The organism is Thioalkalivibrio sp. ALE21, assembly GCF_003208255.1.
Taxonomy (GTDB): Bacteria; Pseudomonadota; Gammaproteobacteria; order Ectothiorhodospirales; family Ectothiorhodospiraceae; genus Thioalkalivibrio; species Thioalkalivibrio halophilus.
This window is the reverse complement of sequence record NZ_QKMA01000004.1, coordinates 1-17,834: the sequence shown is the minus strand read 5'-3', so window position 1 is coordinate 17,834 and position 17,834 is coordinate 1. Positions and strand designations below refer to the sequence as shown.

Below are 17,834 nucleotides of genomic sequence, written 5' to 3'. Positions count from 1 at the left end.
GCGCAGCGTGTCCGGTCCGGCCCTGCGTGTGCTGGCCGGAATGGCGCTGGCCGCGGCGATCGTGCTGGTCCTGCTGGCGACGACCCGGTTCGAGCCGGACGCGCTGGTGCCGGTGGAGAGCATCGAGATCGCCGGCGAGCCGCGCTACGCCGACGTGGAGCGGGTGCGTGAACTCGCGCGTCGCCACGCGCCGGGGTTCATTACCGCCGATCTGGCGGCGCTGGAACGTTCGCTGGTCGCCGAGCCCTGGATCGATGGCGTGCAGCTGCGCCGGCAATGGCCGGGGACGCTGGTGGTCGAGGTGCGCGAACCGGTACCGGTGGCGCGCTGGGGCGAGGAGCAGCTGGTCGACCGGCATGGCCGGGTGTTCGGGCCGGTGGATCAGGCCGAGTGGGACTACCTGCCCGCGCTGGAGGGGCAGGACGGGCGCCAGGTGGTGCTGATGCGCCGTTACCTCGAGGTGTCGGCACGTCTGGCGGATGCCGGCCTGGAAGTGGCCGGCGTAGCCGAGGGGCGTCGGCATGACTGGACCATCCGTCTGGAGTCCGGGGGCCGGATCCTGATGGGGCGGGACGCCGAGGCGGCCCGCCTGAATGCTCTGGTACGGGCGGCCGACGTCGTGCGCGAGCGCCGTGACGCGCCGGTGGAACGCTGGGACCTGCGCTATCCGCATGGCATGGCGGTGGCCTGGGCCGAAGAAGACGGGGACGCCGCCGGCGATCCCGGGACACAGTGAAAGGACGCGGGGAGATGATGGCAAAGAAGGCGGAATCGGGTCTGATCGTCGGGCTGGATGTCGGGACCTCGAAGATCGAGGCCATCGTCGGCGAGCTGAAGGACGATGGCGAGATCGAGATCATCGGCATCGGCTCGTCGCCCTCGCGCGGACTGAAGAAGGGCGTGGTGGTCAACATCGAGTCCACCGTGCAGTCGATCCAGCGCGCGGTGGAGGAGGCCGAGCTGATGGCCGGCTGCGAGATCCACTCGGTGTACACCGGTATCGCCGGGAGTCACGTGAAGAGCTACAACTCGACCGGCGTGGTGGCCATCAAGGACGGCGAGGTGGGGCCGGGCGACGTCGAGCGGGTCATCGACGCTGCGCGGGCCATCGCGATCCCCGCCGACCAGCGCATCCTCCACGTGCTCCCGCAGGAATACATCATCGACGAGCAGGAGGGCATCCGCGAACCGGTGGGGATGTCCGGCGTGCGCCTGGAGGCGAAGGTCCATCTGGTCACCGGCGCGGTGTCGGCGGCGCAGAACATCGTGAAGTGCGTGGAGCGCTGCGGCCTGCGGGTGGACGACATCATCCTCGAGCAGCTGGCGTCGTCCTATTCGGTGCTGACCGAGGACGAGAAGGACCTGGGGGTCTGCCTGGTGGATGTCGGGGGCGGCACCACCGACATCGCGGTGTTCTCCCACGGCGCGATCGCGCACACCGCGGTGCTGCCAATCGCCGGTGACCAGGTGACCAACGACATCGCGGTCGCGCTGCGCACGCCCACGCAGTACGCCGAAGAACTGAAGATGAAATACGCCTGCGCGCTGCGCTCGCTGGCCGACCCCGGGGAGTCCATCGAGGTCCCGGGGGTGGGCGACCGCGAAGCGCGCCGGCTGTCGCGGCAGACCCTCGCCTCGGTGGTGGAGCCGCGTTACGAGGAGCTGCTGCAGCTGGTTCAGGCCGAACTGCGCCGTTCCGGGACCGAGGAAATGATTGCCGCCGGGGTGGTACTGACCGGCGGGTCGTCGCGGATGGAAGGTGGGGTGGATCTCGCAGAGGAGGTCTTCCACATGCCCGTTCGCCTGGGAGTCCCGCAGCACGTGACCGGGCTGCTGGACGTGGTGCGCAACCCGGTGCACGCCACCGGGGTGGGCCTGCTGCTGTATGCCCGCGAGTCAAGGGCTCTGCAGGAGGCCCGCCCGGTGGAATCCGGGTTCCAGGGGGTCTGGGCGCGCATGAAGCGCTGGTTTACCGGCCAGTTCTAGGCCGGACCGAAGGGCCGGACCGCTCTCCGGCTACCGAGAAGGAAGGACATGTACACACGAAACAAGAGGACGCAATCATGACGTTCGAACTGATGGATACCTTTAGCCAGAGCGCCACGATCAAGGTCGTGGGCGTGGGTGGCGGCGGCGGCAACGCCGTACAGCACATGGTTCATTCGCAGCTGGATGGCGTGGATTTCATCTGCGCCAATACCGATGCCCAGGCGCTCAAGAGCCTGGATTCCAAGACCCTGCTGCAGCTGGGCGGGGACATCACCAAGGGCCTGGGCGCCGGGGCCGATCCGTCCGTGGGCCGCGAGGCCGCACTGGAGGATCGCGAGCGGGTGCAGGACCTGCTGCACGGCGCGGACATGGTGTTCATCACCGCCGGCATGGGCGGCGGCACGGGCACCGGCGCGGCCCCGGTGGTGGCACAGATCGCCAAGGAGATGGGCATCCTGACCGTGGCCGTGGTGACCAAGCCGTTCCCGTTCGAGGGCAAGAAGCGCATGCAGGTCGCAATGTCCGGGATCAAGGCGCTGACCGAGCAGGTGGACTCCCTGATCACCATCCCCAACGAGAAGCTGCTCACGGTGATGGGCAAGAACACCACCCTGCTGGATGCCTTCAAGGCTGCCAACGACGTGCTGTTCGGCGCGGTGCAGGGCATCGCCGAGCTGATCACCCGTCCGGGCCTGATCAACGTCGACTTCGCCGACGTACGCAACGTGATGCGCGAGATGGGCATGGCGATGATGGGGACCGGCACCGGTTCCGGCGAAGACCGTGCGCGCCAGGCCGCCGAGGCCGCGATTGCCAGCCCGCTGCTCGAGGACATCGACATCTCCGGGGCCCGCGGCATCCTGGTCAACGTGACCGGCGGCATGGATGTCGGTATCGGCGAATTCGAGGAAGTCGGCGAAGCGGTGAAGGCGCTGGCCTCCGAGGACGCCACCGTGGTGGTGGGTACCGTCATCGATCCCGAGATGAGCGACGAGATGCGGGTCACGCTGGTGGCCACCGGCCTGGGCGCGCAGACCGAGCAGCCCGAACGCCCGCAGGTGCGCGTGGTGGATGCCCAGCCGCAGCAGGCGGCGGCCGGTTCCGACGTGGACTTCGACCGCCCCACGCACCAGCGTCAGCGCCGCGGCCAGGACGAGGTCGCGACCGATTACGGCAGCGGTAACCAGCAGTCGAATATCGATGTGCTCGACATCCCGGCTTTCCTGCGCAAGCAGGCGGATTGAGGGACTTGACATGCAGGAGGAGCGGAATCCTGCAATAATGGAGCATTCGTTGTGTGCATGAACGGAGCCCGGGAGGGCCCGGGCTCCCCTCCATGCGCTCTCGCAGAAGAGGCAGTGCGTTGATCAGGCAAAGAACGCTCAAGAACAGCATCCGGGCGACCGGAGTGGGGCTCCATACGGGCGAGAAGGTGGTCCTTACGCTGCGTCCGGCCCCCCCCAATACCGGAATCGTGTTTCACCGCGATGACCTCGACCCGCCGGTGGAAATCCCGGCACGGGCCGAGAACGTCGGGGACACGCGGCTGTCGACGACCCTGGTCAACGGCGATGCGCGGGTCTCCACCGTGGAACATCTGCTGTCGGCGGTGGCCGGTCTGGGCATCGACAATCTCTTCGTCGACGTGAGCGCGGCGGAGGTCCCGATCATGGACGGCAGCGCGGGACCGTTCGTGTTCCTGCTGCAGTCCGCGGGTCTCAAGGAGCAGGATGCTCCCAAGGAATTCATCCGGGTGAAGCGCAGCGTGGAGGTTCGCGACGGCGACAAATGGGTGCGCTTCGATCCCTATGAAGGGTTCAAGGTCGGCTTCTGCATCGACTTTGAACACCCCATGTTCACGGACGGGAGCCAGCGCGCAGAGCTGGATTTCTCGTCGACCTCGTTCGTGAAGGAAGTCTCGCGCGCCCGGACATTCGGGTTCATGCGCGACATCGAGGCCCTGCGTGCGAATCAGCTGGCACTGGGCGGCAGCCTGGACAATGCCGTGGTGCTGGACGACTTCAGGATCCTCAACGAAACCGGACTGCGCTACGACAACGAACTGGTCAAGCACAAGATCCTCGACGTGGTCGGCGATCTCTACCTGCTGGGCCACAGCCTGATCGGGGCTTTCACCGGGCACAAGTCCGGTCATGCCCTGAACAACCAGCTCATCCGTCAGCTGGCCGCGGACCGGACGGCCTGGGAAAAGGTCACCTTCGAGGACCCTGCGGAGCCGCTGCCGATCTCGTTCGGGCAGCTGGAGCCGGGCGCCACCGGCTGAGGGACGTCACCCCGCATCGTTCCCCGAATCGCGGGGACGGGTGCGGGCCAGCCGTCGCAGTGCTCCCGCCAGGCGGGGATCGTCGACCTCGCCGGCCGTCTGTTCCAGGGTTTGGCGGGCGCTGTCCGGGATCGGCGGACGACTGCGCACCGGCTCCGGTTCGGTAGAGCGGGCCGCACCGCCCAGGGCGACCCGCACGCGCTCCACTTCGGGGTAGCCGGCCGCCTGCAGGGTCTTGAGGATCTCGCGCTGCTGGAAGCGCATCTCGGTGCACAGGGCGCGGTCGCGGCAGACTGCCACCAGGGTGGTGTCGTGGCGCACCAGCTGGAGTCGCCCACTGGCGACGTGCGTTCCGACCAGCCCGGCCAGTGCCCGTTCCAGTGCCCGGTCCGGGGTGACGTGGCTCTGCCACGCGGCGCGGATGTATCGGCCGATGCGGGGCGGCGTCATGGCTGACATGGCGCCTCCCGGTCGGGTCTTGCAGGAATCAACGGAGGTTGCATGGACCTGATGCTACTACGAGCCGGCGGTGTCTGTACCCGGATCCCGCTGTGGCTGGTGGTTCCGGTGCTGCTGGGGGTGCTGGCCGCGGTCGTGACCGCCGGCTATCAGCTGGGTCAGCAGCAGCGTGACGTGGTCGAAATCCCCGTGCTCCCGACCGTGGGCTCGCCCGATCTCGAACTCGCGGAACGCGAGCTCGCGCGCGAGGGGGTGGAGTCGCTGGCGTCCCGTCTGGTCGAGCTGGAAAACCGCCAGGCGCGCCTGGACCTGCGCATGTCCGGTCTGGGCGACGCCCTGGATCTGGACCCGGAGGCGCTGGAACCGAAGACCGGCGGTCGTGGCGGACCCGCGCCGCCGGACTCCGCGGCCGCGATGGACCGTCGCATCGCCGCGCTGGATCACCTGCTGGGGCAGCGCGACACGACTGTCGCGCGCCTGGACGAGGCGGTGCGCGGCGATGCCCGGGACGAGCGCATGCGCCCCGGCGTGCGGCCGGTGGAGTCCGAGGCCTGGGTCAGCTCGGCCTTTGGATACCGCGACGATCCGTTCACCGGCGAGCGGCGTTTCCATTCCGGCATGGACTACGCCGGACGCGAGGGCTCCGAGATCCGGGCGGCCGCGGACGGGATCGTGGTGCGGGCGGACACCAACGGTGGGTTCGGGCGCAGCGTCGACATCGTTCATGCCGACGGGTTGCTGACCCGTTACGCGCATAATGCGGAGTTGCTGGTCGATCCCGGGGAACGGGTGGAAGCAGGCCAGCCCATCGCCCGTATGGGCAGTACCGGACGGACGACGGATACCCACCTCCATTTCGAAGTTCACGGTCCCGGCGGGCCGGAAAATCCGGCCGACTACGTCCATCGCTGAGCGTGACCTCCGCGGATCGTTTATCCTAGGTCGGTTTCAGCCAATCTTCCGGATCCCCATGAAGCAGCTCGTACGCAAGTTCTTCGGCAGTCGCAACGACCGCATCATCAAGCGCTACGCGAAAAAGGCCGAGCGCATCAATGCCCTGGCCCCGGCCATCGACGATCTGCCGCAGGAAGAACTGCGGCACAAGACCGATGAATTCCGCCGACGGCTGCAGTCGGGCGAGGACCTGGATGCGCTGCTGCCCGAAGCCTTCGCGGTCTGCCGAGCGATGAGCGACCGCGTACTCGGCCTGCGCCACTTCGATGTCCAGCTGATGGGCGGGATGGTCCTGCACGACGGACGGATCGCGGAAATGCGCACCGGCGAGGGCAAGACCCTGGTCGCGACCCTGACGGCCTATCTCAATGCGCTGCCGGGCGATGGCGTGCACGTGGTGACCGTGAACGACTATCTCGCCCGCCGCGATGCGGCCTGGATGGGACGGCTCTACCAGGCCCTGGGACTGACGGTCGGCGTCATCAACTCCTCCGGCGGGCAGTCGGGCGGTGCCTCCTCGTTCGTGTTCGACCCCGACCATGTGGCGGGTGAGGACGGCATGGACGGCCTGCGGCCGGTCACCCGTACCGAGGCCTACGCGGCCGACATCACCTATGGCACGAACAACGAGTTCGGTTTCGACTATCTGCGCGACAACATGGCCTTCTCGGCCGAACAGCGCGTGCAGCGGGGCCTGAACTACGCGCTGGTCGACGAGGTGGACTCGATCCTGATCGACGAGGCGCGCACGCCCCTGATCATTTCCGGCCCGTCCGGCTCGGACTCCGAGCTGTACGAGCGCATGAATGCGATCCCGCCGCAGCTGACGCGTCAGGAAGACGAAGAGAGCGAGGGCGACTACTTCGTTGACGAGAAGGCCAAACAGGTCTTCCTCAGCGAGGACGGCCACGAGAAGGCCGAGGCCCTGCTGCGCGAGGCCGGCCTGCTGGAGGAGGACCAGTCGCTGTACGACGCCGGCGCGATCGCGGTCCTGCACCATCTGAACGCGGCGCTGCGCGCGCATGCCCTGTTCCATCGGGATGTCGACTATCTGGTGCGCGACAACCAGGTCCAGATCATCGACGAATTCACCGGCCGCATCATGACCGGTCGGCGCTGGTCCGAGGGGCTGCATCAGGCGATCGAGGCCAAGGAGGGCGTGCCGATCCAGCGCGAGAACCAGACGCTTGCCTCGATCACCTTCCAGAACTATTTCCGCCAGTACGACAAGCTGGCGGGCATGACCGGCACCGCCGATACCGAAGCCTACGAGTTCCAGACCATCTACGGCCTGGAGGTCGTGGTGGTCCCCGGGAACAAGCCGCTGATCCGCGAGGACATGCAGGACCTGGTGTACCTGACCCAGGACGAGAAGTACGACGCGATCGCGAAGGAGATCCAGTGGTGCGTCGAGCGCGGCCAGCCGGTGCTGGTCGGCACGGCCTCGGTGGACAGCTCCGAGCGGCTGGCGAAGTCGCTCAAGGAGAAGGGCATCGAATTCGAGGTGCTCAACGCCAAGCAGCACGAGCGGGAGGCGCACATCATCGCCCAGGCGGGGCAGCCCGGCGCAGTGACCCTGGCCACTAACATGGCCGGTCGCGGTACCGACATCGTTCTGGGCGGCAGCCTGGATGCCGAGCTGGCCGAGGTGGATCCGGAGGACACCGAGCAGCGCGAGCGGATTCGCGAGGCATGGCAGAAGCGTCACGACGAGGTCCTGGCCTCCGGCGGCCTGCACATCATCGGCTCCGAACGGCACGAGTCGCGGCGCATCGACAACCAGCTGCGCGGGCGTTCGGGGCGCCAGGGTGACCCGGGCTCCAGCCGGTTCTTCCTGTCCCTGGAAGACAACCTGATGCGGGTGTTCGCGTCCGAACGGGTGAAGTCCCTGATGGGACGCCTGGGCATGAAGGAAGGCGAGGCGATCGAGAACGCCTGGGTCTCGCGCGCCATCGAGAACGCCCAGCGCAAGGTCGAGGCGCACAACTTCGATATCCGCAAGCAGCTGCTGGAATACGACGACGTCGCCAACGACCAGCGCCAGGTCATCTATGAGCAGCGCGCGGAACTGCTGACCACCGAAGACATCAGCGACACCATTGATGCCCTCGTGGCCGACGTGATGAATGCGCAGATCAGCGAATACATCCCGCCCGGCAGCATCGAGGATATCTGGGATCCGGAAGGGCTGGAGCAGGCGCTGCGCAACGAATTCGGCCTCGAACTGCCGGTGAAGCAGTGGCTGGATGACGAGGACGACCTGCACGAGGAACCCCTGCGCGAGCGCATCATCGAGCGGGCGCGCGAGACCCTCAACGGCAAGCGCGAACAGCTGGGCGATGCCACCATGAACCGCCTGCAACGAGACGTGATGCTGCAGGTGCTGGATTCGCAGTGGAAGGAACACCTGGCGGCGATGGACTATCTGCGCCAGGGGATCGGCCTGCGCGGGTATGCCAACCGCAATCCCAAGCAGGAATACAAGAAAGAAGCGTTCGCGATGTTCCAGTCGCTGCTGGAGCGAATCAAGCACGACGTGATCAAGATGCTGCTGCGTATCCAGCTGCGTTCCGCCGAGGACGCCGAACAGCTGCAGCCGGAACGCCAGGCACCGGATACCGGGGCCATGAATTTCCGCCACGAGAATCCCGACAGTCCGCTGGCCGCGGACGAGGACGACGGGGGCGCCGCGGACGAGGGCGCACGCAAGGTCGCCGGTGGTGACGAGACGTACCGGCGGGAGGAGCCCAAGCTCGGACGCAACGAGCCCTGCTGGTGCGGTTCCGGCAAGAAATACAAGCACTGCCACGGCCGTCTCTGACGGCCGGTCCGGGGAGACGCGCTGATGGCCGTGGGACTGCAGGAACCGTCGGCGCCGCCGGCCGTGCCGGGCATCCGTCTGGCAGCCGGGGCGGCCGGCATCCGGTATGCCGGTCGTGATGACCTGGTGCTGATGGACGGTGGCGAACACGCAGTGGTCGCCGCGTTGTACACAACCAGTGCGTTTCGCGCTGCGCCGGTGGAGGTCGCTCGTCGCCATCAGGCGCAGGGGCGTCCCCGCTGGCTTCTGATCAACGCCGGGAACGCCAACGCGGGTACCGGTGAGCCCGGGCTGCGTGCGGCCGAGGCGAGCTGCACGGCCCTGGCCCGGCTGGCCGGCAGCGAGGCCTCGGCGGTGCTGCCGTTTTCGACCGGGGTGATCGGCGAGCCGTTTCCGCTGGAGCGACTGGAGGCGGCCCTGCCGGGGCTCTACGACGGACTCGTGGAGGACGGCGAAAGCTGGCTGCGGGCGGCGCGGGCGATCATGACCACTGACACGGTGACGAAAGTCGCGAGCCGCGACGTCCGTCTGTCCGAAGGGTGCGTGCGGCTGACAGGCATGGCGAAGGGATCGGGGATGATCCATCCCGACATGGCGACGATGCTGGGTTTTGTCGGCACGGACCTGGCCACCGATGCGGACGAGCTGGACGCGCTGCTGCGCGAGGCGAACCGTGACAGTTTCAACGCCATTACCGTGGATGGCGATACCTCGACCAATGACGCGCTGGTCTGCATGGCCAGCGGGGCCAGCGGTGTCCGTCTGGTCGGCGATGCCGACCGCACCGCGTTCGCGCAGGCGCTGGGGTCACTGTGTCTGGAACTGGCGACCGCGATCGTGCGCGACGGGGAAGGGGCGACCAAGTTCGTGACCGTGGAGGTGACGGGCGCATGCGAGCGGGCGGAAGCCGAGCGCGTTGCCGAGACGGTCGCGTTGTCCCCTCTGGTGAAGACCGCGCTGTACGCCAGTGACCCGAACTGGGGGCGCATCCTCGCGGCCGTGGGACGGGCCGGCGTCAGCGATCTCCGGATCGAGGGGGTCACGGTCGACATCAACGGTCTGGCGATCGTGCGCGGTGGCGGCCGCGCGCCCGAATACCGCGAGGAAGACGGCCAGGCCGCCTTCGCGGCTGACGAGATCACCATCGCCATCGACCTCGGACGCGGCGATGCGCGGGCGCGCAAGTACACCTGCGATTTCTCCCACGAGTACGTGCGCATCAATGCCGAATACCGCTCCTGAGGCGCCACCGCTTGATGTGGCGCTGGGCGTGATCGAGGACGGGGACGGCCGGGTCCTGGTCGGTCAGCGCGGGGCCGGGCAGCATCAGCCGGATCGCCTCGAATTCCCCGGCGGCAAGCTGGAGGCGGACGAGTCCCCGGCCGCGGGCCTGGTGCGCGAGATCCGGGAGGAGACCGCGCTGGAGGTGGCCCATGCCATCCCCTGCCTGCGGCTGGAGCATGACTACGGCGACCGCCGCGTGCGGCTGCACGTGTTCCGGGTGCCGGACTGGAGCGGCGAGGTCCGGGAGTGCGAAGGCTGCGCCCTGCGCTGGCGCGAGGCGACCGCGCTGGATCCGGCGGATTTCCCGGCCGCCAACGGCCCGATTCTGCGCCTGTTGCAGCTCCCCGATTTCCTTCTGGTGACGCCCGACCCGGCCGGGTCCGACGGCATCGCCGCCGTGGTGGACCGTGTGGCGGCCCGCCTCCGGCACGGGGATGTGGGGCTGTTGCAGGTCCGTGCGCCGGGGCTGGCTCGGGACGACTATCTCCGCTTTGCCCATGACCTGGTGACGGTCGCGCAGTCGCTGGGCACTGAAGTGCTCCTGAACGCGCCGCTGGACTGGCTGGACGAGCTACCGCCGGCCGGGGTGCATCTGCCGGAGCGGCGCTGGCGGGCGCTGTCCCGGCGTCCCGCGGTGGACGGCCGTATCAGCGTGTCGGCGCACGATGTCACGGGTCTCCGGGAGGCGGGGGGGCTGGCGCCCGATCTGGCCGTGGTCGGTCCGGTCCGGCCGACCCGGACGCACCCGGGGGCGACGCCGCTGGGCTGGGACGGTCTGGCACGTCTGACCGCGGCGAGTCCGGTGCCGGTCTACGCCCTGGGGGGGGTGGACGCGGGCAGCCTCGCGCCGGCCCGTGCCGCCGGCGCCTGCGGGATCGCAGCCATCCGTGGTCTGCTCGGAGAGCCGCCGGGCGCGAGGGGGTGACGGCACGGGGCGGTGCCGCCCGGGGCTGCCTACAGGGCGCAGCAGCAAAGGCCGAATGTCACATCCTCGCGCACCGGGTTCGGGCGCGAGCGGAAATCGCCGGGATCCATGAAGCGCACGGTAAAGCGCTGACGCCCGCCCGAGATCTCGGGGTAGATGCCCAGCTGCGGGTCCACGCTGACCCGAATCATCTGCCAGGCGTGCTGGCTGTCCAGGGGCTGTTCCAGAAAACCTTCCTCGGCGGTGACGCTGCGGTCGTTGCCGGATCCCCGAATATAGCGCAGCACGTGCTGTGTGGCCTCGGTCACGCTCTCCAGCGGCCGGAACCACTCCCGCAGCAGCTCGGTGCGTGCCTCCACGGGCTGTGACAGCCAGTGGTGGTAGATCGGGAGGTCAAAGTCGAAGGCGCCACCGGGCAGGGCCATCCGCTGGCGCACACTGTTGAAAAATTCGTTCTCGCGGACTGCCCCGTCCAGCGCCCCGGCCTGCTCTTCCAGTGCGGAATGCAGGCGCCGCTGGTCGTCCATCGTGCTTCGGAAACGGCTGGCGTCGATCCCGGGCTGGTCGGCCAGCCGCTGCAGATTGGCGGTCTGGCGTTCGATCTCGCCCATCAGCTCGCGCTTGATGTCGACGCGCGTGACCAGCGCATAGATGTCGACCAGGGAGACCAGGGCTTCGTGATGGTCGTAAGGTTGCCCTGCTTGCAGGGCGTCACCGAAACGTTGCGTGAGCGCCTCCAGCCGGAGCAGGAGGCGGATCCGTTCGTGGAGGGGCTGTTCGAAGATCAGCGGAGCGGTCACGGCGGTGCCATTGGCTTGAAGATTCTGCAGTATCCACGATTGTGGGGGGGTGTTTCTACCCGCCGGAAGTAAGGGTTCGCAGGTGTCGATCGGCGGCCAGGACCTGGTCGCGCAGCTGCCGGTCGTCGATACCGTCGTGGTTATCGATGCAGGTGTCGGCCCGGCGGCGCCGCGCATCCGTGCCAAGCTGGCGTTCCATGATCGCGCGAACCTCCTCGCGGGTGCGGTCGTCGCGCCGGGTCACCCGCTCGATCTGTTCTTCGGGGGTGCACTCAACGGTAAGGACGTGAAAGAAATCCGTCTCCCAGCCCGCTTCGAACAGGAGAGGCACGACGATGAGCGCGTAGGGGGCTTCCCGGGAGCTGTTTTTCAGCCGGGCGTGGATCTCGTCACGGACGGCCGGATGGACAATCGCCTCCAGAGCCTCGCGTTCCTCGGAGTCTGCGAACACGCGGGTCGCAAGCGCCCGGCGGTCGAGGTGTCCGCGCGGGTCAAGAATGCCTGGCCCGAAATGCTCGACGATCGCCCCGTGCAGCGGCTGTCCGGGTTCCTGCAGTTCGCGCGTGACGCGATCGGCATCCAGCACCGGGATCCCCTGTTCGGCGAACAAGGCCGCCACACGGGATTTCCCGGATCCGATCCCCCCCGTCAGTCCAGCTCGCTCCATAGCTTCATCATAGACCGTGCGGAAAGTAGATGCGCAGCAGGGCGTCGCCCGTGATCAGCGTCAGCCATCCGGCGGCGGCCAGGTAAGGCCCGAAGGGGATCGGAATGTTGCGATCGCGTCCGCGCAGGACGATCAGCGCAATGCCGACCACCGCTCCTACCAGGGAGGCCAGCAGCAGGATCACCGGGATGGCCTGCCAGCCAAGCCAGGCGCCGAGCGCGGCCAGCAACTTGAAGTCGCCGTAGCCCATGCCCTCCTTGCCGGTCAGCAGGCGGAAGCCGTGGAATACCAGCCAGAGCAGCAGGTAGCCCGCCATCGCGCCGAACACGGCCGACTGCAGGTCGGTGAAGACCCCGAAGCTGTTCACCAGCAGCCCCAGCCAGAGCAGAGGCAGGGTCAGCTGGTCGGGCAGCAGAGTGGTCCGGGCATCGATGCCGCCGGCTGCGATCAGCCCGCCGGTCAGCACGAGTGCAAGGCCGGCCTCGACGCTGGCGCCGAAGTGCCACAGGGTTGCTGCGAAGAGGAGCCCGGTCAGCAGTTCCACGGCGGGGTACTGCCAGCTGATGCGGGACCCACATCCCGGGCAGCGTCCGCGCAGGAACAGGAAGCTGAGCAGCGGGATGTTCTCGATTGCGCGGATGCTACGCTGGCAGTGCGGGCAGCGCGAGCGGGGGCGGATCAGATCGAAACGCTCCGCGCCGGTGTCTTCCGCGGGTTCTTCGCCCTGCAGGACGTAGCGGGCCTCGGCCTGCCACTCCCGTTCGAGCATGACTGGGAGGCGGGCGATCACTACGTTGATGAAGCTGCCGATCAGCAGCCCCAGCAAACCGGCGATGATCGCCAGCGCCAGCGGGTTCGCGAGCAGCTCGCTCATGCGCGGGTCATGCCGCCGGCCATCAGATCACCTGCCCCATCTGGAAGATTGGCAGGTACATCGCGATCACCAGGCCGCCGACCAGTACACCCAGGACCACCATGATCAGCGGCTCCAGCAGGCTGGACAGGCTGTCCACCGCGTTGTCGACCTCTTCCTCGTAGAAGTCAGCGACCTTGGCCAGCATGGTGTCGAGCGAGCCTGATTCTTCGCCGATCGCGACCATCTGTACCACCATGTTGGGGAACACGGCCGTGTTGCGCATCGACCACTGAAGCTGCCCGCCCGCTGCGGTTTCGTCCCGCATTCGCTCGGTGGCTTCGCGATACACCGCGTTGCCGGTGGCGCCGGAGACCGAGTTGAGGGCATCCACCAGCGGCACGCCGGCCGCGAACATAGTCGACAGGGTCCGGGCGAAGCGGGCCACCGCGGCCTTGCGCAGGATGGGGCCGAAGGCCGGGGCGCGGAGGATGGCGATGTCAAGGAAGCGATCGAATTTTGGAATGCGCTGGCGGGCCTGAATGAACAGGAATCCCGCCAGGATCGCCGCACCGAGGATCGCCCACCACCAGGCCTGTACGAACTCCGACATGTTAATGACCATGCGGGTGAACACCGGGAGGTCTGCGCCGAAGCCCTGGAACAGGGATTCGAACTGCGGCACCACGTAGATCAGCAGGATCGCCGTTACCACGATGGCCACCACGATGACCGCCGCCGGATAGAACAGGGCCTTGCGGATCTTGGCCTTGAGGGCCTCCGTTTTTTCCTTGTAGGTCGCGATCTTGTCGAGCAGCGTTTCCAGGGTCCCGGACTGCTCGCCGGACTCGACCAGATTCACCACGAGGTCGTCGAAGTGCTTCGGGTGCTTCGACAGGGCGGTGGCGAAGGTGTCGCCGCCCTCGACGTCGGTCTTGATCTGCATGATCAGATCGCGCATCGAGGCCTTTTCGTTGCCCCGACCCACGATCTCGAACGCCTGCACCAGCGGCACCCCCGACTGCAGCATGGTGGTCATCTGGCGCAGGAAATACGCGATGTCGGCGGGGATGATCTTCTTCTGCCCGCCACCCAGAAGGGGTTTCGGCTTCTTCTTGATCTTCAGAACGTTGACGCCGTTCTTGCGCAGTTCGGCGCGCGCGGAGGTCTCGTTCTCCGCGGGCACTTCGCCCTTGACGCGGTCCCCGTTCTTGTTGAGGCCTTCCCAAGTGTAGATCGTGCCGGAATCGGCCATTCCCTGTCCCCCTTAGCCGCTAGTCGATGGTCACGCGGTTGACTTCTTCCAGGCTGGTCAGCCCTTCGATGACCTTGTGCAGGCCCGCCCGCCGCAGGTCCTTGATGCCTTCTTTTTCGGCCTGGCGGGCGAGTTCGGTGCTGTTGCCATTTTCAAGGATGATCCGTTCAAGTTCCTCCGAGATCGGCATAACCTGGTAGATCCCGAGCCGGCCCTTGTAGCCATTGGTGCACTGATCGCAGCCCACCGGCCGGTACACCGTGAAGCCCTGTTCGAGCTCCTCGTCGGTGAAGCCCTCGTCGCGCAGCGTTTCCTCCGGCAGATCCTCGGGTGCCTTGCAGTTGGGGCACAGACGGCGCGCCAGTCGCTGCGCGATGATCAGCAGGATGGACGAGGCGATGTTGTACGGCGGCACCCCCATGTTGGCCAGGCGCGTCAGGGTTTGCGGCGCATCGTTGGTGTGCAGGGTGGAGAGTACCAGATGCCCGGTCTGAGCGGCCTTGATGGCGATCTCGGCGGTTTCCAGGTCGCGGATCTCGCCGACCATGATTACGTCGGGGTCCTGGCGCAGGAAGGCGCGCAGTGCGCTGGCGAACGTCAGTCCGACCTTGGGGTTGATGTTGACCTGGTTCACCCCGGGCATGTTGATTTCGGACGGGTCTTCCGCAGTGGAGATGTTGCGGTCCGACGTGTTGAGGATGCCCAGACCGGTGTAGAGGGAGACGGTCTTGCCGGACCCGGTCGGTCCGGTCACCAGGATCATCCCGTACGGGCGCCCGAGGGCCTCCAGGTACTGCGCCTTCTGCTCCTCCTCGTAACCGAGCTGATCGATGCCCATCGATGCCGAGCTCGGGTCGAGGATTCGCAGTACGATTTTTTCGCCGAACAGCGTGGGCAGGGAGCTGACACGGAAGTCGATCGCGCGGGTGCGTGAGAGCTTCAGCTTGATGCGCCCGTCCTGCGGGATGCGGCGTTCGGCGATATCCATGCGCGACATGACCTTGACGCGGGCCAGGATGCGGGGAGCCAGCGAGTTCGGCGGGTGAGCCACCTCATGCAGCACGCCGTCAATGCGAAAACGAACCCGGAAATCCTTCTCGAAAGGTTCCAGGTGGATGTCCGATGCCTTACGGTTGATCGCGTCCATCAGCAGCTTGTTGACGAACCGAACTACCGGGGCGTCATCAACGGCATCACCTTCATCCGAGGCACTCTCGGTATCGGAATCGGCTTCGACATTCAGACTGTCGAGCTCGTCATCGCCGAGATCTTCCATCAACTGGGACGAGGCATTCAGTGCGTCGTCGATGGCCTTGTCCAGTTTCTTCGGTTCGACCAGCACCGCATCGACGGGCATCCCGGTGGCGAATTTGAATTCGTCGGTGGCCACCAGGTTGGTGGGATCGGATACCGCGATGAACAACCGATTCCCGCGTTGCATCAGAGGCAGGGCATGATGCTTCTGGATCAGCTTCTCGTTCAGGTGGTCGCGCGGAATGACTTCCTCGTCAAAGGCGGCCATGTCCAGTACCGGAAGCCCGAACTCCTCCGCCGCCGCTTCGACGAGTCGTGGTTCCGGCACGTCGCCCTTGTCGGCCAGCAGCGCCATGAGTGGGGTCTGTTGGGTCCGCGCCTGTTCGACCAGCTGTTGGGCGATGTCCTGTGCAATCAGCCCGTTGTCGACGAGGCGTTTTGCCAGCCCCGGCAGGCGGGGGGTCGTGTTGCTGTTGGCCATGGGTGTTCGCAGACGTTATTGGGGATTATCCACACTGTACGTGGCGCGGTCCGGAATGGAAACGCATGCCGAGCTGGCGCTGCGGTTGTTCCTCACATTGGCCCGATATTAGAGCGGTTATTCGGCGGATTACAAGGATGGGAACAAGGTTTTCCGCGGTCCGCGCCCTCGATGCGGGTCAGTCGACGGTTCTGCGAACGGCGTCTCGGGCGGGGTTGACTTGTCTAGATTCGTCTCTCAGAATGCACGGCTTGGTTCAGGAGGGATACCCAAGCGGCCAACGGGGGCAGACTGTAAATCTGCTGGCACAGCCTTCGGAGGTTCGAATCCTCCTCCCTCCACCACCCAGTTTCATGCCAGCGACCCGAGCGGGCGATGGCGAGAAAGCCAGGTTCTGCGGGTGTAGTTCAATGGTAGAACCTCAGCCTTCCAAGCTGATGATGTGGGTTCGATTCCCATCACCCGCTCCAGATTCTGGCTTGCAGGTCAGGCTCATGTAGCTCAGCAGGTAGAGCACTTCCTTGGTAAGGAAGAGGTCACCGGTTCGAGTCCGGTCATGAGCTCCATTTTTGGTACGTAGCAACGTCAGTGCTGCCGTCGTAGCGACAGCGTCACGATCCGGGGAAGCGAGATATGTCCAAGGAAAAGTTCGAACGCAAGAAGCCGCACGTGAATGTGGGGACGATTGGTCATGTGGACCACGGGAAGACGACGCTGACGGCGGCGTTGACGGTGGTTCAGGCGAAGAAGTACGGCAGCGATGCGCGTGCCTTTGACCAGATTGACAACGCGCCGGAAGAGAAGCAGCGCGGGATCACGATTGCGACGGCGCACGTGGAGTACGAGTCGGACACGCGCCACTATGCGCACGTGGACTGCCCGGGGCACGCGGACTATGTGAAGAACATGATCACCGGTGCTGCGCAGATGGACGGTGCGATCCTGGTGGTTTCGGCGGCGGACGGCCCGATGCCGCAGACGCGGGAGCACATCCTGCTGTCGCGCCAGGTGGGTGTGCCGCACATCGTGGTGTTCCTGAACAAGGCGGACATGGTGGACGATCCGGAGCTCCTGGAGCTGGTGGAGATGGAAGTCCGCGATCTGCTGTCGAGCTATGATTTCCCGGGTGACGACACCCCGGTGGTCACCGGTTCGGCGCTGAAGGCGCTGGAAGGCGACGAAAGCGAGATGGGCGCCCAGGCGATCCATAAGCTGGTTGACGAGATGGACCGCTTCATCCCCGAGCCGGAGCGCGCGGTGGACGGTGCGTTCCTGATGCCGGTGGAAGACGTGTTCTCGATTTCCGGTCGCGGCACCGTGGTCACCGGTCGCGTCGAGCGCGGCGTGGTCAAGGTGGGCGAGGAAGTGGAGATCGTGGGTCTGCACGACACGCAGAAGACCACGGTGACCGGCGTGGAGATGTTCCGCAAGCTGCTGGACCAGGGCGAGGCCGGCGACAACGTGGGCGTGCTGCTGCGCGGCACCAAGCGTGACGACGTGCAGCGCGGCCAGGTGCTGTGCAAGCCGGGCTCGATTACTCCGCACACCCAGTTCGAGGCGGAAGTGTACATCCTGAACAAGGAAGAGGGCGGTCGTCACACGCCGTTCTTCAACGGGTATCGTCCGCAGTTCTATTTCCGGACGACGGACGTGACGGGTTCGGTCGAGCTGCCGGAAGGCACCGAGATGGTGATGCCGGGCGACAACGTGAAGATGACGGTGTCGCTGATCAGCCCGATCGCCATGGAAGACGGTCTGCGTTTCGCGATTCGCGAAGGCGGCCGCACCGTGGGCGCCGGCGTCGTCTC

The 17,834-nt window shown here is 66.5% G+C and carries 15 protein-coding genes and 3 tRNA genes; 12 read left to right on the top strand and 6 right to left on the bottom strand.

Going from position 1 to position 17,834, the window contains the following annotated elements:
- Positions 1–7 precede the first annotated feature (7 nt).
- The 4 genes from D893_RS04795 (at position 8) to lpxC (ending at position 4,273) form a co-directional block, all read left to right on the top strand.
- Positions 8–736 carry a cell division protein FtsQ/DivIB gene (locus D893_RS04795; RefSeq protein WP_210434080.1) on the top strand — a complete coding sequence of 243 codons (729 nt, stop codon included), beginning with the start codon at positions 8–10 and terminating at the stop codon, positions 734–736.
- A gap of 14 nt (positions 737–750) precedes the next feature.
- The gene (ftsA, locus tag D893_RS04790; protein WP_110619260.1) at positions 751–1,986 is read left to right on the top strand and encodes a cell division protein FtsA; all 1,236 of its coding nucleotides are present in this window, start codon (positions 751–753) and stop codon (positions 1,984–1,986) included.
- A 77-nt stretch (positions 1,987–2,063) separates the two neighbouring features.
- On the top strand, positions 2,064–3,233 hold the full coding sequence (gene ftsZ / locus D893_RS04785) for a cell division protein FtsZ (protein WP_019021424.1): 1,170 nt from the start codon (positions 2,064–2,066) through the stop codon (positions 3,231–3,233).
- Between the two features lie 119 nt (positions 3,234–3,352).
- A complete protein-coding gene (gene lpxC / locus D893_RS04780) occupies positions 3,353–4,273 on the top strand; it encodes a UDP-3-O-acyl-N-acetylglucosamine deacetylase (RefSeq protein WP_077244790.1) in 921 nt (306 codons plus the stop codon).
- Between the two features lie 6 nt (positions 4,274–4,279).
- On the opposite strand, the gene D893_RS04775 is transcribed toward lpxC, so the two are convergent.
- Positions 4,280–4,723: a DciA family protein gene (locus tag D893_RS04775; protein WP_018947366.1), complete on the bottom strand. Its 444-nt coding sequence runs from the start codon at positions 4,721–4,723 to the stop codon at positions 4,280–4,282.
- A 51-nt stretch (positions 4,724–4,774) separates the two neighbouring features.
- Here D893_RS04775 and D893_RS04770 point away from each other — a divergent pair, with 51 nt between their 5' ends.
- From D893_RS04770 to D893_RS04755, 4 genes are read left to right on the top strand one after another with little or no spacing between them, the layout of a single operon-like run.
- A complete protein-coding gene (locus tag D893_RS04770) occupies positions 4,775–5,644 on the top strand; it encodes a M23 family metallopeptidase (RefSeq protein ID WP_110619259.1) in 870 nt (289 codons plus the stop codon).
- 58 nt (positions 5,645–5,702) lie between these two features.
- Positions 5,703–8,507 carry a preprotein translocase subunit SecA gene (gene secA / locus D893_RS04765; RefSeq protein ID WP_110619258.1) on the top strand — a complete coding sequence of 935 codons (2,805 nt, stop codon included), beginning with the start codon at positions 5,703–5,705 and terminating at the stop codon, positions 8,505–8,507.
- Positions 8,508–8,531: 24 nt separating this feature from the next.
- Positions 8,532–9,749, top strand: coding sequence for a bifunctional glutamate N-acetyltransferase/amino-acid acetyltransferase ArgJ (argJ, locus tag D893_RS04760; RefSeq protein ID WP_110619257.1), 1,218 nt, complete (start codon positions 8,532–8,534; stop codon positions 9,747–9,749).
- A complete protein-coding gene (locus D893_RS04755) occupies positions 9,730–10,716 on the top strand; it encodes a Nudix family hydrolase (RefSeq protein ID WP_168409928.1) in 987 nt (328 codons plus the stop codon). The genes argJ and D893_RS04755 overlap by 20 nt, the downstream gene beginning before the upstream one ends.
- A gap of 29 nt (positions 10,717–10,745) precedes the next feature.
- Here the strand turns inward: D893_RS04755 and zapD are convergent, their stop codons facing one another.
- From zapD to pilB, 5 genes are read right to left on the bottom strand one after another with little or no spacing between them, the layout of a single operon-like run.
- The gene (gene zapD, locus D893_RS04750; protein ID WP_110619255.1) at positions 10,746–11,516 is read right to left on the bottom strand and encodes a cell division protein ZapD; all 771 of its coding nucleotides are present in this window, start codon (positions 11,514–11,516) and stop codon (positions 10,746–10,748) included.
- Between the two features lie 55 nt (positions 11,517–11,571).
- Positions 11,572–12,183: a dephospho-CoA kinase gene (coaE, locus tag D893_RS04745; protein ID WP_026289005.1), complete on the bottom strand. Its 612-nt coding sequence runs from the start codon at positions 12,181–12,183 to the stop codon at positions 11,572–11,574.
- A 7-nt stretch (positions 12,184–12,190) separates the two neighbouring features.
- Entirely contained in the window at positions 12,191–13,057 is an 867-nt protein-coding gene (locus D893_RS04740; protein WP_018947359.1) for an A24 family peptidase, read from the bottom strand.
- A gap of 22 nt (positions 13,058–13,079) precedes the next feature.
- Positions 13,080–14,291: a type II secretion system F family protein gene (locus tag D893_RS04735; RefSeq protein ID WP_110619254.1), complete on the bottom strand. Its 1,212-nt coding sequence runs from the start codon at positions 14,289–14,291 to the stop codon at positions 13,080–13,082.
- 19 nt (positions 14,292–14,310) lie between these two features.
- Positions 14,311–16,026: a type IV-A pilus assembly ATPase PilB gene (gene pilB, locus D893_RS04730; RefSeq protein WP_018947357.1), complete on the bottom strand. Its 1,716-nt coding sequence runs from the start codon at positions 16,024–16,026 to the stop codon at positions 14,311–14,313.
- Positions 16,027–16,285: 259 nt separating this feature from the next.
- Here pilB and D893_RS04725 point away from each other — a divergent pair.
- The 4 genes from D893_RS04725 to tuf all read left to right on the top strand — a co-directional run.
- Positions 16,286–16,370, top strand: a tRNA-Tyr gene (locus tag D893_RS04725).
- A gap of 52 nt (positions 16,371–16,422) precedes the next feature.
- Positions 16,423–16,496: transfer RNA gene (locus D893_RS04720), tRNA-Gly, on the top strand.
- A 20-nt stretch (positions 16,497–16,516) separates the two neighbouring features.
- Positions 16,517–16,592 (top strand) — tRNA-Thr (locus D893_RS04715).
- Positions 16,593–16,659: 67 nt separating this feature from the next.
- Positions 16,660–17,834 (top strand): elongation factor Tu (tuf, locus tag D893_RS04710; protein WP_110619253.1); only part of this gene is annotated, 1,175 nt, incomplete at its 3' end.

Coding starts and splice junctions, on each gene's coding strand:
- ftsA (WP_110619260.1), top strand. CDS start 751: ATGATGGCAAAGAAGGCGGAATCGGGTCTGATCGTCGGGCTGGATGTC.
- ftsZ (WP_019021424.1), top strand. CDS start 2,064: ATGACGTTCGAACTGATGGATACCTTTAGCCAGAGCGCCACGATCAAG.
- D893_RS04775 (WP_018947366.1), bottom strand. CDS start 4,723: ATGACGCCGCCCCGCATCGGCCGATACATCCGCGCCGCGTGGCAGAGC.
- D893_RS04770 (WP_110619259.1), top strand. CDS start 4,775: ATGGACCTGATGCTACTACGAGCCGGCGGTGTCTGTACCCGGATCCCG.
- secA (WP_110619258.1), top strand. CDS start 5,703: ATGAAGCAGCTCGTACGCAAGTTCTTCGGCAGTCGCAACGACCGCATC.
- argJ (WP_110619257.1), top strand. CDS start 8,532: ATGGCCGTGGGACTGCAGGAACCGTCGGCGCCGCCGGCCGTGCCGGGC.
- D893_RS04755 (WP_168409928.1), top strand. CDS start 9,730: ATGCCGAATACCGCTCCTGAGGCGCCACCGCTTGATGTGGCGCTGGGC.
- coaE (WP_026289005.1), bottom strand. CDS start 12,183: ATGGAGCGAGCTGGACTGACGGGGGGGATCGGATCCGGGAAATCCCGT.
- D893_RS04740 (WP_018947359.1), bottom strand. CDS start 13,057: ATGAGCGAGCTGCTCGCGAACCCGCTGGCGCTGGCGATCATCGCCGGT.
- D893_RS04735 (WP_110619254.1), bottom strand. CDS start 14,291: ATGGCCGATTCCGGCACGATCTACACTTGGGAAGGCCTCAACAAGAAC.
- pilB (WP_018947357.1), bottom strand. CDS start 16,026: ATGGCCAACAGCAACACGACCCCCCGCCTGCCGGGGCTGGCAAAACGC.